Here is a 16067-nt window from a genome sequence, read left to right as displayed (position 1 = left end):
TCCCGTCATGCCGTCGCGAGCCAGGTCTCGAAGCGCGTATCCCCGAGGCGGGCCGCGGCCGCGTCGTCGGGGACCAGGGAGCCTCGCGCCAGCGCGGCACCGAAGTAGCGGGCCGCGGCGTCGACCGTCACCGCGCGGCCGTCGCCGGCGGCCGCCACGCGCCGGGCGACGAACGCCCGGAACGGCAGCCGCTCCGGCCCCGCGACGTCGATCGTCCCGTCGGCGGGCGCGCCGACGGCCACCGCGGCGAGCGCCGCGGCCACGTCCGCCGCCGCGATGGGCTGGAAATCCGCGTCCGGCACGAGGATCCGCTCCCCGACCGCGAAGGCTTCGGCGATCGTCGCGACGAACTCGAAGAACTGGGTGGCGCGGACGATGGTGTAGGGAAGGCCCGACGCCGCGATCAGCCGCTCCTGCGCGACCTTCGCCCGGAAGTAGCCGTTGCCGTCCGCGCGGTCCGCGCCGACGATCGAGAGGGCGACATGGTGCTTGACGCCCGCTTGCCGGCCGGCGGCGAGGAGGTTGCGGCTCGAGCGCTCGAAGAAGTCGCGCACCGCCGCCGCCTCGAAGGAGGGCGCGTTCGCCACATCGACCACGGTGTCGGCGCCGACGAGAACCTGGGCCAAGCCGGCGCCGGTCACGGCGTCGACGCCCGTGCTCGGGGAGGCGGGGACGGCCTCATGGCCCGCGCGCTCCAGCTCGGCCGTCAGATGCCGGCCGATCAACCCGCTGCCGCCGATCACCACGATCTTCATGACGTCTGTCTCCCGCGCGGACCGGGCCGAGGGGCACCCTGCCGCTCCGGCGTCCCGGTCGGTGACAGGACGATGCAGCATCCCGGTTTGTGACATCCCGCCGCAAAAAGCGACGGCCGCGGCGTTGCGAGAGGCCGCGACCGGCGCTACGGAGGCCCCCCGCCGGAGCCGAGACGCCGATGAGACTGACCCTGACTGCAACGCCGCCACGCCTTGCCGCCAGGACCGTCTCTCCGCATGCCAGCACAGCTCTCCCTCCTGAACCTCGCGTGGACCGCGCCTGACGGGCGCGCCGTCCTCTCCGGCATCACCGCCAGCTTCGGGCAGGAGCGGACCGGCATCGTCGGCCGCAACGGCGCCGGCAAGAGCACGCTCCTGAACCTCCTGGCCGGCCGCCTCGCGCCGACGGGCGGCAGCATCCACCGCGACGGCACGGTCGCCCTGCTGCGCCAGTTCGCGGGCCCGACCGCCGACGAGACCATCGCCGAACTGTTCGGCGCGACGGCGGGCTTGGCGCTGCTCCGCCGCGCGGAGGCCGGTGCGGCGGAGGCCGACGAGCTCGCCGTCGCCGACTGGACGCTCGCGGAGCGCCTGACGGGAGCGTTGGCGCGGATGGGCGTGGCGGTGGACCCCGACACGCCGCTCCGGCGCCTCTCCGGCGGGCAGCGCGCCCGCGCGGCGCTGGCGGCGGCGATCTTCGCCGCGCCGGATTTCCTGCTCCTCGACGAGCCGACCAACGATCTCGACCGCGACGGGCGGCGGGCGGTCCAGGAACTTCTGCAGGCGTGGCGCGCCGGCGCGATCGTGGTCAGCCACGACCGGGCCCTGCTCGACGCGATGGACGCGATCGTGGACCTCGCGCCGGCGGAGGCGACCCGCTACCGGGGCAATTTCGACGCCTTCCGGCAGGCCAAGGCGGCGCGTCTCGCCGCGGCCGAGCACGACCTCGCGGTCGCCGAGAAGCGGGCGACGGACCTCGCCCGCCGGGCGCAGGAGCGCGTCGAGCGCCAGCAGCGCCGCGACGCGGCCGGGCACCGCCGCTCCGCGAAGGGCGACCTGCCCCGGATCCTGGCCGGGGCTCGCCGGGACAACGCGGAGCGGACGGCGGGCGGGAGCGCGCGCCTCACCGAGCGCCAGCGCGCCGGCGCCGAGGCCGATCTGGCGGAGGCCCGGGACCGGATCGCGGCGGTGAAGCCGGCCGCGATCGCGCTCCCGCCGAGCGGGCTCCACGCCGACCGGCGCGTCCTCGCGCTCACCGACGTGACGGTCGGCTACCGGCCGGGTCAGCCGGTCCTGCGGGACGTGTCGCTCGCGGTCACGGGTCCGGAGCGCGTCGCCCTCCGCGGGCGGAACGGCTCGGGCAAGTCGACCCTGCTCGCGCTGGTCGCCGGCCGCCTCAGCCCGTGGTCGGGCCGCGTCTCGGTCGGGGTGCGCGCCGCGCTGCTCGACCAGCGCCTCGACCTCCTCGACCGCGACCGGACCGTGGCGGAGAACTTCGCGCGTCTCAACCCGGAGGAGGACGCGAACGGCTGCCGGGCGGCGCTGGCGCGGTTCCAGTTCCGGGCGGCGGCCGCGGACCGCCCCGTCGCGGCGCTGAGCGGCGGCGAGCGGGTCCGGACCGCCCTCGCCTGCGTGCTCGGCAACCGCGCGCCCCCGCCCCTCCTGATCCTCGACGAGCCGACCAACCACCTCGACCTGGACGCGGTCGAGGCCCTCGAGGCCGGGTTGGCGGCCTATGACGGCGCGCTCCTCGTCGTCAGCCACGACGCGGCCTTCCTGGACGCGTTGGGGATCACCCGGCGCGTCGACCTCGACGACCTCGCCGACCGGCCCCGCGCCTGAGGGCGGCATCCGGAACGGCGGCGGGACGGGACGCTGTCGCCGCCCCCTGCCCCGCCGGGTCTTCAGGAGGCGTCGGTTCGGTCCGCACGCGTCCCGGCCGGATCGAGCCGGAGGGTGAACAGGCGCAGGACGGTGCGGCCGCCGCGCACGGGCCCGACGGCGACGATCCGCGCCCCGCCGGACGGCGCCGCCCGGACGACCGCCTCGGAGGCGAGGCAGTCGCAGGGCAGCGCGCGGGTCATCTGTTCCAGCCGACGGGCCACGTTGACGGTATCGCCGACTGCCGTGAACTCGACCCGCTCCGCCCCGATGACGCCGATGAAGACCGGGCCGCGATGCAGCCCGATGCCGACCCGCACCGGTGGCAGGCCGGCCTGTCCGCGCTCCCGGCTCCAGGTCGCCATCGCGGCCGCGAGCGCGCGGGCCGCCGCGACGGCGCGACCGGCATCCCCGGACGCCGCGTCCGGCACGCCGAACACCGCCATCACCTCGTCGCCGACGAACTTGTCGACGAAGCCGCCCGCCGCCTCGATCGCCCGCGCGGCACGGGACCGGAACGCGGCGAGGAACGCCGCGACCTCGCCGGGCGCCATGCCCTCGCAGAGGCGGGTGAAGCCGCGGATGTCGGCGAAGAGCACCGTCGCCTCCTGCTCCCAGCCGGGGCGCCGGGCGGCGCGATCCGTCTCGGCGACCCATCGGGCGACCGTCGGCGCGGTCAGGCGCGCGAGGTTGTTCCGCTGCCGCGTCGCGGCGCACGCGGCCCCGCGCAGGCGCTGCACCCGCAGCGAGAGCCATGCCAGGGCGAGCCCGCCGAGCCCGACCGTGACGGGCTCGGGCGTCGTCGTGGCCGCGAGCGCCAGGAGCAGCGGCAGCGGCGCCGCGGCGAGGAGCCGGCCGCGCCCCGCCGCCGCGACGGCGAGGTGTCGGCGGAGGGGAACGGCCCGCGCCCGTCGCCCGACACCGCCAGCGAGCCCGGAACAGGCGTCCGCCGTGTCCGCGCGGGGCTCCCGCAGCGCCATCGCGGGCATCAGCAGCGTGAGCAGACGCGGGCGATGATGCGCTGCGCCCGGGAATGCTCCCGCTCCACGGCGGGGGAGCGGAGGTCTAGATCCGTCCGGAACGGGCGTGCCCGGGCGATCGCCGCGACGCTCGGGACGTCGGGCTGCGCGAAGCGCGGGACCGGCTGCGCCGGCGCGGCGGTTGGGGCCGCCAGGACTGTCAGCATCGTCCCGAGCGCGGTGGCTGCGGCGGCCCGTGTGCAGTGTGAGATCATGATCTCGTACTCCTCGTGGTGGAGCGTCCGAAGTAAAAATCCGATCTTTCACCGCGATTTCGGCGGATCGGAAAACAATGACAGCAGACATGCGGCGCGAACGACGGACGGGCGCGGGATCGTTGCCGGGACGGTCGTGACCCGGGTCCGGGCTCGTCGCCCCGACAGTCGCCCCAATGGTCGCCCCGACACGCGAACGGCACCCGGTCCGCCGGACCGGGTGCCGTGATGGGCGCGGATGCGGGGGCCGTCCCCGCCGGGACGGTCCCGGGACGGTCCCACGCCGGGTGCGGCGGACGCTCAGGCGGCGCTGCGCGCGCGGCCGCCGTGGCTGGACAGGAGCCGCAGGATCTCGGCCTTCGCGTCGTAGGCGGCGAACTCGGCGGCGAGGCGTCGCGCCTCCCGGCGATGGCCGGGCGCGTCGAGCACGGTCCGCACCGCCTTCCGGATCGCCTCCGGCGTCGGGTCATTCGCGGCGAGGTCGATCCCGGCCCCCGACCACGCGATGCGGGCGTTCACGTCGGCCTTGTCCTCGGTAAGGCCGGCGGCGACGAGGGGGATCCCGTGGCTCAGGGCCTGGTTCACGCTCCCGTACCCGCCGTTGGTCACCATGGCGTCGACCCGGGGCAGCAGCCACTCGAAGGGCAGGTAGGGCGAGAGCCGCGCGTTGGCCGGGATCGGGCCGGGGATCGCGTCGAGCCCCCGGCCGCCGCCCGTCACCACGGTCAGGATGTCGGGCTCATCGGCGAGGGCCCGGAGGGCGGGGCCGACGAGCAGGCCGAAATCGTGGTTCGCGACCGTGCCCTGCGTGACCAGCACGACCTTGCGCGCGCCGTCGAGGTCGCCCGCCCAGGGCGGGAGCGCCGCCTGCCCCGGGACGATCGGCAGCGCCCCGATGAAGCGCACAGTCGGCGGCAGCGGGAACGGGTACTCGAAACTGGGGACGGTGAGCTGCAGGTAGGTGTCGGCGAGCCGGACCACCGCGTCGAACAGCGGCCAGGGCGGGGCGGCCCGGCCGAGTTCCGCCAGCTTGGCGGCGAGGCTCAGCCCGACCGGCCGGTCGACCGCCGCCTCGTAGGCCTCTGCGATGCGGCCGTAGGCGGCCTCCTGCTCGGGCGTCTCGGCCGGCGGGAGGCCCAGGAAGGCCGGAGCCCGGTCGGGCCGCGCGCAGTGCAGGATCGACGTGCCGCACAGGACGATGGCGGGGCGCTCCGCGCGCGGCCCCAGCAGCAGCGGCAGGGCGCCGAAGAACATGTCGTCGCCGATCACCAGCGAGGCCGGGAAGGCCCGGAGCGCCGCGCGCAGGCCGCGCGCCTGGTCGGGGATGCGGTCGACGAACACGCGCTCCATGGCGACGCGCAGCCAGTCCGGTCCCGGCGCGATCTCGGCCAGTTCGGGCACGACCGCGCGGAGGTCGCGGCCGTCGAAATCCGCCGCGCCCGGCAGCGCCATGAAGCGGGCGCCGGCCGCCACGATGCGGTCGCGGAAGGCCGAGCCCGAGAGGACCATGACCTCGTGGCCGTCCGCGATCAGCATGTGGGCGATGGCGAGGAGGGGATTGAGATGGCCCGTGGCGGGCGTCGAGCAGAGGAGGACCTTCATCGCTTGTCCTTTCCGTGGGGGGCGTGAGGGCGCCGCGATCGCGGCGCGATCGCCGGGGCGTCCGGGAGCGAGGCTGGGGGCGGTCCGTTACGGCGTCGCTGCGGCGCGGGGCCGAAGCGGCTACGGCTGCAACGGGCGCGCGTCGGACGCGCGGGAGACGGCGCGACAGGGTCGCAGCGGTCCGGAGGGGCGGCGATCCTGTCGAGGCAGCCGCGCCCTGGTCCCCCTCCCGTGCGGGAGAGGGACCTCGCTACGCGCGGCGAAGGGCTCGGCGAGCGCCGCCGTCCCTATCCGGTCGGGAACGGCGCTAGGCGGCGACCCGCAGCGCGTCGATGCGGCGGATGCCGCTGTGGCCGCGGAGGACCGGCATCGCGCCGGTCAGGCGCAGGCGCGGGGCGAGGCGCAGCACGGCGCCCAGTCCCTCCTCCAGCTCGACCCGCGCCAGGGCCTCGCCGATGCACCGGTGCGCGCCGCCGCCGAAGACCGGGTGGAGGCGCGGGAGGTCGGTGCGCCGGATGTCGAACGTGTCGGGACGCTCGTAGACCGTCTCGTCCCGCATCGCCGACAGCGTCGAGAGCAGCATCAGGCTTCCGGCCGGCACGACGTGCCCGTCGAGGGGAATGTCCTCCCGGGCGACCCGGCCGGCGGAGCCGCCGCTCGGCTCGTAGCGGAGCGACTCCGCCACCGCGGCCGGGATCAGGTCGGGATCGCGGCTGACCGCCGCCCACTGCTCGGGATGCTGCAGCAGCAGCGCCACCTGCATGGCGCCGGCGACCCGGGTCGTGTCGGTGCCGCCGATGATCATCTGCACGAGCTGAATCAGCACCTCCTGCGGCGTGAGTTCGCCGGCCGCCTCGGTCTCCGCGAGGAAGCGCGACAGGAAATCGGCGCGGGGCGCCAACCGGCGCGCGGCGAGGATCCCGGCCACGTAGTCCTGCAGCGCGACCGCCGCCGCCTCCAGATCGGGGATGTCCTCCGGTCCGAAGGTGAAGCTCAGCACCCGGGAGACCTCGTAGGCGAGGTGCGTGAACCGCGGGATGTCGTCGCGCGGCAGGCCGAGGATGTCGGCGATGACCTGGGCCGGGATCTGCGCGGTGTAGCGCGCGACGAGGTCGACCTCCCCCTCCCCCAGCCAGTCGCGGACGAGGCGCTCCGCGGCGACGCGAATTTGGGGCCGCAGCCCCTCGATCAGGCGCGCCGCGAATGTGCGGGTGAAGGGCGAGCGGCGCCGGCGGTGGACCGCGCCGTTGGCGGTGAGCATGCCGTGCGCGAAGATGTCGAACAGCGCGCCCTCGGGGATCGCGCGCGATTCCGGATAGAGCGTCTCCGTGGCTTGGGCGCGGGGGTCGCGCATCAGCAGATCGACGTCGCGGGCGCGGAGGACGAGGACGCCCGCGACCTCGTGACCGACGAAGGGCAGCCGCGGCCGCCAGGCGCGGTAGACGCCGTGCGGGTCGGCCTCCAGCTCCGCCACCGTGAGCGTCGGGACGCCGGTCGGGACGCGGGTCGGGGTGCCGGTCGGGGCTTCGGGCGGGCAGGCCTGTCGCGTCAGATCTTCGGTCGCATTCATCTGTGCGTTCTCGCTGCTGTGTTGCGCGAGAACTCTCGGAAGCCCGGACTACAGGATGATTGCGGGAGCTGGGTCGAACATTACAGCCATAACATGCGGCGCGCCGGCGGCCCGGTCGCCGCCGCGGCCGCCTTGTGCGGAAGAGCACGCCGGTCGCCGCGCGGATGGTGTGTGAGATGTTCCGAAATCATGCCGTAACTTGACCCTTCGAAAAAGGCGCCGCTTCGCAGAAGGAGAAGTCCTCATGATTGCAGGGCTGGCGAATACGGACGACGTCTTCGAGACGCTGCTCCGACGGACGATCACGGACTTCGTGATCGGCGGTATGGACCACGGGATCCCGGACGAGGACGGCCTGATCGTCCGCCTGAGACAGTACGAGCAGCGGGCGCGCCAGGAGCAGCTGAGCTCCCAGACGCTCCAGGTCATCTCGTCGGCGCGGCGCCTCCTGGGCGACCGGACGGAGGCCGGCCCGGCGTCCTGACGCGCCCCGCGCGACGGGTCGCGGGACGGCCTCCGCGGAGGGTCCCGGCCCGCCTGACGGGCGTTGGTCCCGCGGCGTCCCGCTACCGCGCGCGCGGCCGCAGGCCGACCGCCAGGAAGCGCTCGATCATCGCGTTGACCTGCTCGGCCACTTCGATCGTGTTGAAGTGGCCCGCCAGCAGCGTCTGGGCGGTGACGAGCTGCGGGCAGAGCTCCCGCAGCCGGTCGAGGTCGCGGGCCGCCGCCACGAGCGGCACGTCCGCCGAGATGTAGGCCATCGGGACCCGGCAGGCGCGCGCGGCCGGGACGGGATCGTGGGCCAGCACCATGTCGCGCAGCGCCGCGTGGGCCACGTGCTGCGGTGTCCGCTGGCAGGGGCCGAGGATGAAGGTCTCGAAGATCGCCTTCCGCCGGGCCGGGTGGTCGTAGGCGCCGCCGATCGCCCAGGCCATCTCCCGCACGACGGACCGGTAATCCGGGCCGCCGACGCCCGCCAGCAGCCCCTCGATCGCGGCGCCGCCCGCCGCGTCCGCAGACGGCAGGACGATCGAGTCGATCATGACGAGGCCGGCGGCGAGGTCGGGATGGCGGCCGCACAGCTCCAGCGCCACCGCGCCGCCGAAGCTGTGGCCGATCACGATCGGCTTCACGAGGCCCAGCGTCCGGCTCTGCCACGCGACGTCCTCGGCGAAGCCCGCGACCGTGTAGTCGCGCTCCGGCGCGTCGCTGGCGCCGTGACCGCGCAGGTCGACCGCCACGACGCGGCGCGTCCTCGCGAAGTGCCGGATCTGCGGCGTGAAGATGCCGTGGTCGCCGGTCCAGCCGTTGATCAGCAGCAGCGGCTGCCCCTCGGGGGTGAGCGGCCCGGCCTCGATATGGGCGAGCCGGCCGCCGTCTCGCTCCAGGTGGAGGGGCGGCCAGGGGGGCGGGTCGAAGATCATGCGGGTTCTCCGTGGGGCTGGGACGGGGCGCGAGTCGCCGGTCGGGCGAGACCCGCGTGGGCGGCGGCGGCCGCGAGGCAGCAGCCGAGCATCACGGCGGCCATCGACAGGGCGGACCGGCCGTCGAAGAACCGGGCGACGAGGTCGCTGGCGACGGCCGCCCCGAGCATCTGCAGGAAGACCGCGACGGCGCTGGCCGCGCCCGCCGCCTCCGGGTTGCGCTCCGTCGCGCCGTGCACGGCGTTGGGCGACACGAGGCCGAAGGCCAGGGCCACGCCGACCATCGCGGCGACCACCAGCGCGGCCGCGGGCGGTCGGGCGAGCGCCGCGACGAGGAGCAGGGCCGACGCGCCGGTCGCGAGGGCGAGGCCGGCGGCGATCACCCGCGGCGGGGGGACGCCCCGGGCCGCGAGCCGCCCGTTCAGGAAGGCGCCGACCATCACCGACAGGGAGCTCGCCCCGAAGACCAGCCCGTAGGCCAGCGGACTGAGCCCGAGGGCGTCGATGAAGACCAGCGCCGAGCCGGTGATGTAGGCGAAGACCGCCCCCGCGGCCGCGGCGTTGCACAGGGCGTGGCCGAGGAAGACCCGGCTCGCCAGGATCCGCCCGTAGCCGCGCAGGATCCCCGAGGCCGGCCCGGGGCCCGCGGCCCGCTGCAGGGGCTCGTCGATGTGCCGGATCGCCACCAGGGCCGCCAGGGCGGCGGCGACCGGCGCGGCGTGGATCAGGCGCCAGCCGCCGAGATCCATCAGCCCGGCACCGATGGTCGGGGCCATCATCGGCACCACGTTGATGGTGAGGACGACGAAGGACATCCGGGCGCGCGCGGCCTCGCCCTCGAACAGGTCGCGCACCATCGCGAGGACCGCCATGCCGGGGCCCGCCGCGCCGATCCCCTGGAGGATCCGGAACAGCAGGAAGTCCGGCAGCGTCCGCGCCGCGCCGCAGCCGAGGCTGCCCACGACGAGGAGGAGGCAGCCGCAGACGATGGCCGGCTTGCGGCCCAGCCGGTCCGAGACCGGGCCGTAGACCAGCAGCGCGCCGCCGAAACCGAGCAGGTAGATGCCCATGGCCGCGCCCATCGCGGTGGCCGGGACGTGCAGCGCGGTCGCCGTGTCCGACAGGCTCGGCAGGATCATGTCGATCCCGAAGGTCGGGAGCGCCGCCAGCAGCCCGAGGAGCGCCGAGAAGGCGGCCGAGCCGGGGCGGATGCGGGGCCGCGCCAGCGCGGGCGCGCGGATCAGGCCCAAAGCCGGTCTCCGCCCCGGGCGCCGCCCCGGTCCGCGGAGGCCCGGCGCGCCGCCACCATCGCGTCGATCTCGCGGACGAGGCCGCCCGCGTCGAGATCCGCCCGCACGGCCGCCCCGAGAACTGCGGCGGCCCTACGGAAGCCCGGCTCCGCCAGGAGCCGGCGCGCTGCCGCGGCGATCTCGGCCTCGCCCGCGTCGGCGGGCAGGCGCAGGCCGGCGCCGCGCAGGGCGACGCGGGCGGCGTTGTCGGCCTGGTCGCGGGCCAGGGGGATCACCAGCAGCGGCACGCCGTGCAGCAGGGCGCGGCTGACCGTGCCGTGACCGCCCTGGCACACCACCAGGTCGGCCTGCGCCATGAGGGCGTCGTGGGAGGCGGCCGCCACGACCCGGACGGCGGCGGGGGCGGCCAGGTCCGCGGGCCCGACATTCGGGCCGGTCGTCACGATGGTCTCGGCCTCGACCGCGCCGACGGCGCGCGCGACGCGCCGCAGCAGGTCGGTCTGGTTCTGGGCGCCGGTGCTGCCGGCGACGAGGATCCGCCGCCGTCCCGTACCGGACCACGCGTGCCCCGTCCCGCGGGACCAGCTCGGCTCGTCGAGCAGCGGGCCGATGTAGCGGTAATTGGCGGGCAGCGCCTGCGTGTCGAAGTCGAAGGCCCGGCTAACGGCCAGCAGGACGCGGTCGGCTTGATCGAAATGGGCGAAGGCGCTGGCGACCGGCGGCAGCCCGAAGGCGCGCCGCGCGGCGTTGAGCGCCGGCCGGCCCCGCTCCATCGCCGACACGATGGCGGCCGTCGCCGCGTCCACCGCGTCCCGCTCCGCCTCGGTCCGCGGCGGCGTCAGGCCGCTCGCGGCGGGCGGAATGCCGGGGAGCGGGCGGATGCTGATATGCGGCGACAGGACCGCGTGCGGCAGGTCGGCCGCCTCGGCCGCCAGGGCGCAGCCGGGCAGGAGGTCGAGACTCAGGACGGCATCGGTCGGGAGGCGGCGGATCTCGTCGAGCGTGTCGGCCGCGTAGGCGCCGGCCGGGGAGAACATCGTCTGCCGCAGCCAATCCGCGAGATCCGAGAAATCGGCCGGGTCGGCGTCGAGGCCGGTCGGGGCGCGGCGCCAGCCGACGAACGGGAAGCCCGCCGCCTCGACCTCCCCGCACATCGCCGGGTCGGCCATGACGCGCGGGCGGTGCCCCGCCCGGCGCAGCTGCCGGGCCGCCGTGAGCACGGGGCTGAGATTGCCGGTGGTGCCCCACGAGATGCAGAGGACGTTGAGCGACATGATCTGAATGTCCCGAGATGATCGCGCGCGGAGGCGCGCGGAGGCCGCGAATCGGCTGACCTCCCTGGAGCGATCTGAAAGACGACGTGGAGCTCTCGACGGCAGGAGCGTCAGGTTCGGTGCCGATTTCTGCTGCTGATATCGCGCAGGAAATCGACGTAGTCCGGGTGGATACTGTGAATGCACCCGCCGAATGCGAAGCTGACCACCAGCGCGTCGAGCAGCCATCGTCCGTGGCGGGCGAGCGCCGGTCGCGGCGCGGCGATCGGGGACGAAGCCGGGCCGCCGCGCTCCCGCGCCGGGCGTCCCGACGGCCCGGGAAGACCAGCAGCGGGCTTCCGACAGTCGGGCTCGGACTTGCAGAGATTTCGGTGAAGGTGCGGACCGATCTCCGGGATCGCGGCGTCAGTCATGATCACCTCTCTATTTCGAGAGCATGATCCTGATTTCCGCGGGTTACATCCCGGTGTCTCAACAAGATGATCTCGGTTACAGCCGTAACGGTGGCGATATCGTTTGTTCGATACGGTACGTGCTGGGACGAATGCTCGCGCTGTGCTGTCACGCACAATATGGAGCGCGCAATCTTTTAGGGGGCGTGGTATCAGCTCAGCCGTGTAAGGCCCGATGACCGGACGCGCCCAGATTGGCCGCCGGGGCGGGCCGGCGACGGACGCGAAGAGCATCCGGGTGGCGCTATCAGCCCGACCGGACGCTCCTCCCGCTCCCCGAACCGGCGCGTCGAGATCGTGCCGTCGCGGCGGGCCGCCGCGAACCGGAGGTGGCCATGATCGAATCCAGTCTGGACCGGAGTCAGGGTCGGAGCGCGCGCGCCGGCACGACCCGCATCCTCCTCGTCGAGGATGACGCGGGCATGCAGCGCATCGTCTCGGACCACTTCGCCGACCACGACGTCGCCGTGACGGCGGCGACCGACCGGGCGGAGGCGGAGAAGCGGCTCGCGGAGGCCGAATTCGACCTCGTCGTGCTGGACCTGCGGCTGGGCTCGGAGAACGGGCTCGACCTGCTGCGCGATCTGCGGGCCCGGAGCGACCTGCCGGTGATCATCACCACCGGCCATCGCCGGGACGAGATCGACCGGGTGATCGGCCTCGAGCTCGGCGCCGACGATTACCTCGTGAAGCCCTACGGCCTGCGCGAGCTGCTCGCGCGGGTCAGGGTCATCCTGCGCCGGGCCGAGGTGGCGCCCGCCCCGGCGCGGGTCCAGGAATCCCACCGCAGCCGCTTCGAAGGCTGGGTGCTCGATCGGCGTCGCCGGCGCCTCACCAATCCCGAAGGCGCGGATGTCGCGCTCAGCAAGGGCGAGTACGCCCTGCTGGTAGCCTTCCTCGACGCGCCCCAGCGCCCGCTCAGCCGCGAGCAGCTCCTGCAGGCCACGCGCGTCCACGAGGACGTGTTCGATCGCAGCATCGACGTCCAGATCCTGCGGCTGCGCCGCAAGCTGGAGGTGGATCCGAGCGCGCCGCGCCTGATCGTCACCGAGCGCGGCGTCGGCTACGTCCTCGCCGCGACCGTCGAGAAGCTGTAGCCGTGACCCGGTTCCGGGCCGGCCGATGGCGCGTCGCGGTCGCGGCGCTCCTCGGCAGCGCCGCGGCGCTCCTCGCCGCGGCCGCCCACGAGAGGCCAGCCGGCCACGACAGGCCGGTCGACACCGCGCTCTCCGCCGAGGCGGCGGACGCGCTGGGGGTGATCACCCCGGTGCCGGACACCCTGGAGGCGGACCCGGCCCGGGCCGCGATCGGCCGCCTGCTCTTCACCGACACGCGGCTGTCGCGCGGGGGCGACTGGGCCTGCATCACCTGCCACGACATCCGCACCAGCGGCGCGAGCGCGGTGCCCCGGAACCTGACCGCCGACGGCACGCCGGTTCCGCGCAACACGCCGACGGCCTTCAACGCGGCGCTCAGCTTCCGGCTGGGCTGGGCCGGCGACATCCCGAGCCTGCGCGAGCAGGCCGAGCTCGCCCTGACGCGGCCCGAGTTCCTGGGCGGTTCCTGGCCCCGGATCCTCGACACGGTGCGGGGCGACCCGGTGCTCGCCCCGATGTTCCAGGCCGCCTACGGGCGCGCGGCCGACCGCGAGATGGTGATCGACGCGATCAACAGCTTCGAGCGCACGCTCCTCACACCGGACAGCCGCTTCGACCGCTGGCTGCGCGGCGACGCCCACGCCATCACCGACGCGGAGCAGGCGGGCTACGACCTGTTCCGCCGGATCGGCTGCGCGTCCTGCCACCAGGGCGTCAATGTCGGCGGCAACCTGTTCGAGAAGGTCGGCATCTTCGTCACGATCCCCAACAAGGTGGCCGAGGTGCTGCGGGTGCCCAGCCTGCGCAACGTCGCCGTCACGGCGCCCTACTTCGACGACGGCGGGATCGCCACGCTCCCCGAGGCGGTGCGGCTCATGGCGCGGGCGCAGCTCGGCCGGGAACTCACCCCCGCGCAGATCGACGGGATCGTCGCCTTCCTCGGGACCCTGACCGGCACCTACGAGGGCCGGCCCCTGACCGCGCCGCCAGCGCCCGGCGCGGCCTCTCAGGACGGCAAGCCGCAGCTATGAGACTGACCCTGCAGGCCGTCACGCTCGGCGCGCTGCTCGCGGCGCTGCTGACGTGGCTGCTGATCAACGGCAACGGCGGGATGGAGGCCGCCTACCTGGCGACCCAGCGGACCGTCGACGCCCTGGCTCTGGCCGAGTCGCGCATGCAGCACGACGTGCTGCGGGCCCGGACCGGCCTGCTGCGCAACTACGACCCGATCGTCGCGCACCTGCGCGAGATGCAGAAGGCCGGGGCCGACCTGCAGGCGAGCAATGCCGGGGATCCCGACGTCCAGGCGCTGGCCGAAGCGGTGGATCGGGAGGCCGCGATGGTCGAACGGTTCAAGACCGGCAACGCCCTGGTGCAGAACTCGATCGCCTATTTCGACTCGCTCAGCGACCGGCTGTCCGAGTCCGACATCGCTCCCGGCCTCGCGCGCGCGGTGGCCGCGCTCCAGATCCGCATCTCGGAGCTCGTGCGCGACTCGACGCCCGCGCGCCTCGCCGACATCCGCACCCGTCTCGAGACGTTGCACGAAGCCGACGGGGCGGCCGCCCGGGCCGGCGACGTCGACGCCATCGTCCTGCACGGGCGCCAGCTCCTGGAACTGCTGCCGCACGTCGACGCGGTCACGCGCTCGCTGCCGGCCTCGTCGAGCGAGGCGGCCCGCGAGGCGCTCCTGGAATCCCGGCGAAGCCTCCGCGACCGGCGCCAGGCCCGGGCGGACGGATTCCGCCTCGCGCTCTACGCCGTCGCCCTCGCGCTGCTCGCCCTCGTGGTCCGCGTGGGGGTGCTGATGCGTGCCGGGACCCGGATCCTGCGCCGGACCGTGGATTTCCAGACCGTCGTGGCGCAGGCGGCCAACCGCTTCCTGGCGATCCAGCCCGACGAGACCGACACGCGCATCGTGGACGTCCTCGCCATGGTGGGCGAAGGGCTCGACACGGATCACGGCTACGTTCTCATGCTCGACGGCACCGGCGCGGTGCATCTCTGGAACCGGCCCGGCCTCGCGCCGCCGAGCGGCTGGCCGGCGGCGCAGCAGGCCCTCGTTCACGACGTCGCGGCCGCCGCCAGCGACCTCATCTTCGTCGAGGTGGCGGACGAGACCGGGCCGCCGGCCCTGCGCCGCTCCCTGGCCGAGCGCGGCGTCGTCTCGTGGGCCTGCGCGCGGCTGCGCCGGGGCGATCGGATCGTCGGCCTGCTCTGCTTCGAGCGCACCACCTCCGGCCTGCCGCCCTGGCTGCGGCACTCGCGCGGCCTGCTGCAGGTTGTCGCCGACAGCTTCGCGGCCGCCCTGGAGCGACAGCACGTCTGGGCCGAGCGCCGGGAGATCGAGGCGGCGCTGCGCCGCGCCCAGCGGCTCGAGGCCATCGGGACCTTCGCCAGCGGGGTCGCCCACAACATCAACAACGTCCTCAACGTCATGCTGGGCCACGCCGAGATCGCCGGGGACGCCCTGCCGGCTCATCCGGGGCGGGCGGCCGAGCATATCGGGCTGCTGGTCCAGGCCGGCGGCCGCGCGCGCGAGATCGCCGGCCAGATCCTCGATTTCGGCCGCCCCGCGCGCTCCGCGCAGTGCACCAGCGCGGCGGACGCGGTGGTCCACGAGACCGTGGCGCAGATCCGGGCCTCCACGGCCGGACCGGCCACGATCGCGCTCTCGGGCACCGCGGAGGGCGCCCGCGTCGGCGGCGAGCCGGCACAGCTGCAGCAGGTCGTCCACAACCTGATCCGCAACGCCGTCCAGGCTTCCGCGCCGGGCGCGGCCGTCGACGTGCGGCTCGACCACGTCGCCCTGCCGCGGTCGAGCGCCCTGACCCACGGCACCCTGCGGCCCGGCGCCTACGTCCGGATCCGCGTGTCCGACACCGGCCGCGGCATGGACGAGGCCACGCTCGCGCGGATCTTCGAGCCGTTCTTCACCACCCGCCCGGCCGGGACCGGCCTCGGGCTCGCCACCGCCTTCGAGTTCGTTCAGGAGCACGACGGCGCCTTCGACGTGCGCAGCGCGCCGGGCAGCGGCAGCACCTTCGCGGTGTGGCTGCCCGTGATCCCGCAGGCCGCGGACGGCGCGGCGGCCGGCGGGACCGTGATGCTGGTCGGGCGCACGCGCCGGTCGGTCCAGGACGACGAGGAGACGCTGGCGGCGCTCGGCTACGAGCCGGTCGGCTACGCGGACCCCGAGGCGGCCCTGGCCGTCCTGCGGCGGGAGCCGGGGCGGTTCGATCTGCTGATCGTCGACAACCGTCTCGCCGATCTCTCGGGCCTCGCCTTCGCGCACCGCGCCGCGCGGATCTCCGGGCGGCCGATCGTGCTCTCGCTGTCGTCGACCGACGCGGTGCAGCCGGAACTCCTCGCGGCGGTTCCCGTCGCCGACATCGTCCGGCGGCCGTGGCGCTCGAACGCCCTGGCGCTGACGCTGCGGCGCCATCTCGCCTCCGTCGACCCGGCGCGTCGCCCGGCCGCCGTCTCCTGAGGGCACCGGCGGCATCAGGATCCTGCGATCCGGCCACG

At 74.8% G+C, this 16067-nt stretch carries 14 protein-coding genes; 5 read left to right on the top strand and 9 right to left on the bottom strand.

Annotated elements, in window-relative coordinates:
• Window positions 1-5 precede the first annotated feature (5 nt).
• On the bottom strand, window positions 6-755 hold the full coding sequence (locus BM419_RS06590; RefSeq protein ID WP_091925748.1) for an SDR family oxidoreductase: 750 nt from the start codon (window positions 753-755) through the stop codon (window positions 6-8).
• Between the two features lie 237 nt (window positions 756-992).
• Between BM419_RS06590 and BM419_RS06585 the strand changes: the two genes are divergently transcribed.
• Window positions 993-2597, top strand: coding sequence for an ATP-binding cassette domain-containing protein (locus tag BM419_RS06585; RefSeq protein ID WP_091925745.1), 1605 nt, complete (start codon window positions 993-995; stop codon window positions 2595-2597).
• Window positions 2598-2659: 62 nt separating this feature from the next.
• Here BM419_RS06585 and BM419_RS06580 read toward each other — a convergent pair whose 3' ends face one another.
• From BM419_RS06580 to BM419_RS06565, 4 genes are all read right to left on the bottom strand, one after another.
• Window positions 2660-3616: an adenylate/guanylate cyclase domain-containing protein gene (locus BM419_RS06580; RefSeq protein ID WP_091925742.1), complete on the bottom strand. Its 957-nt coding sequence runs from the start codon at window positions 3614-3616 to the stop codon at window positions 2660-2662.
• 8 nt (window positions 3617-3624) lie between these two features.
• Complete coding sequence (locus BM419_RS06575) at window positions 3625-3870, bottom strand: hypothetical protein (RefSeq protein WP_091925740.1); 246 nt, start codon at window positions 3868-3870, stop codon at window positions 3625-3627.
• A gap of 300 nt (window positions 3871-4170) precedes the next feature.
• Window positions 4171-5472, bottom strand: coding sequence for a glycosyltransferase (locus BM419_RS06570; protein WP_091925737.1), 1302 nt, complete (start codon window positions 5470-5472; stop codon window positions 4171-4173).
• Window positions 5473-5779: 307 nt separating this feature from the next.
• The gene (locus BM419_RS06565) at window positions 5780-7042 is read right to left on the bottom strand and encodes a cytochrome P450 (RefSeq protein ID WP_091925734.1); all 1263 of its coding nucleotides are present in this window, start codon (window positions 7040-7042) and stop codon (window positions 5780-5782) included.
• Window positions 7043-7286: 244 nt separating this feature from the next.
• Here BM419_RS06565 and BM419_RS06560 point away from each other — a divergent pair, with 244 nt between their 5' ends.
• Window positions 7287-7526: a hypothetical protein gene (locus BM419_RS06560; RefSeq protein ID WP_091925730.1), complete on the top strand. Its 240-nt coding sequence runs from the start codon at window positions 7287-7289 to the stop codon at window positions 7524-7526.
• Window positions 7527-7608: 82 nt separating this feature from the next.
• On the opposite strand, the gene BM419_RS06555 is transcribed toward BM419_RS06560, so the two are convergent.
• The 4 genes from BM419_RS06555 to BM419_RS31885 form a co-directional block, all read right to left on the bottom strand.
• Window positions 7609-8466: an alpha/beta fold hydrolase gene (locus BM419_RS06555; RefSeq protein ID WP_091925727.1), complete on the bottom strand. Its 858-nt coding sequence runs from the start codon at window positions 8464-8466 to the stop codon at window positions 7609-7611.
• Window positions 8463-9716, bottom strand: coding sequence for a Bcr/CflA family efflux MFS transporter (locus BM419_RS06550; RefSeq protein WP_091925725.1), 1254 nt, complete (start codon window positions 9714-9716; stop codon window positions 8463-8465). Before BM419_RS06550 ends, BM419_RS06555 begins: the two co-directional genes overlap by 4 nt.
• Complete coding sequence (locus BM419_RS06545; protein ID WP_091925723.1) at window positions 9707-10990, bottom strand: glycosyltransferase; 1284 nt, start codon at window positions 10988-10990, stop codon at window positions 9707-9709. Before BM419_RS06545 ends, BM419_RS06550 begins: the two co-directional genes overlap by 10 nt.
• Before the next feature lie 110 nt (window positions 10991-11100).
• Entirely contained in the window at window positions 11101-11403 is a 303-nt protein-coding gene (locus BM419_RS31885; protein WP_132367411.1) for a hypothetical protein, read from the bottom strand.
• Between the two features lie 374 nt (window positions 11404-11777).
• Here BM419_RS31885 and BM419_RS06540 point away from each other — a divergent pair, with 374 nt between their 5' ends.
• Genes BM419_RS06540 through BM419_RS06530 form a run of 3 tightly spaced genes read left to right on the top strand, consistent with a single transcriptional unit; the run spans window position 11778 to window position 16029 of the window.
• A complete protein-coding gene (locus BM419_RS06540) occupies window positions 11778-12539 on the top strand; it encodes a response regulator (protein ID WP_091925721.1) in 762 nt (253 codons plus the stop codon).
• Window positions 12540-12541: 2 nt separating this feature from the next.
• Entirely contained in the window at window positions 12542-13570 is a 1029-nt protein-coding gene (locus BM419_RS06535) for a cytochrome-c peroxidase (protein WP_091925720.1), read from the top strand.
• The gene (locus BM419_RS06530; RefSeq protein ID WP_091925718.1) at window positions 13567-16029 is read left to right on the top strand and encodes a two-component system VirA-like sensor kinase; all 2463 of its coding nucleotides are present in this window, start codon (window positions 13567-13569) and stop codon (window positions 16027-16029) included. The genes BM419_RS06535 and BM419_RS06530 overlap by 4 nt, the downstream gene beginning before the upstream one ends.
• Window positions 16030-16067: the final 38 nt, after the last annotated feature.

Origin of the sequence: Methylobacterium sp. yr668 (assembly GCF_900116245.1) — a bacterium.
GTDB lineage: Bacteria > Pseudomonadota > Alphaproteobacteria > Rhizobiales > Beijerinckiaceae > Methylobacterium.
The sequence above is the reverse complement of the archived record's forward strand: the minus strand, read 5'-3'. Positions and strand labels throughout refer to the sequence as shown.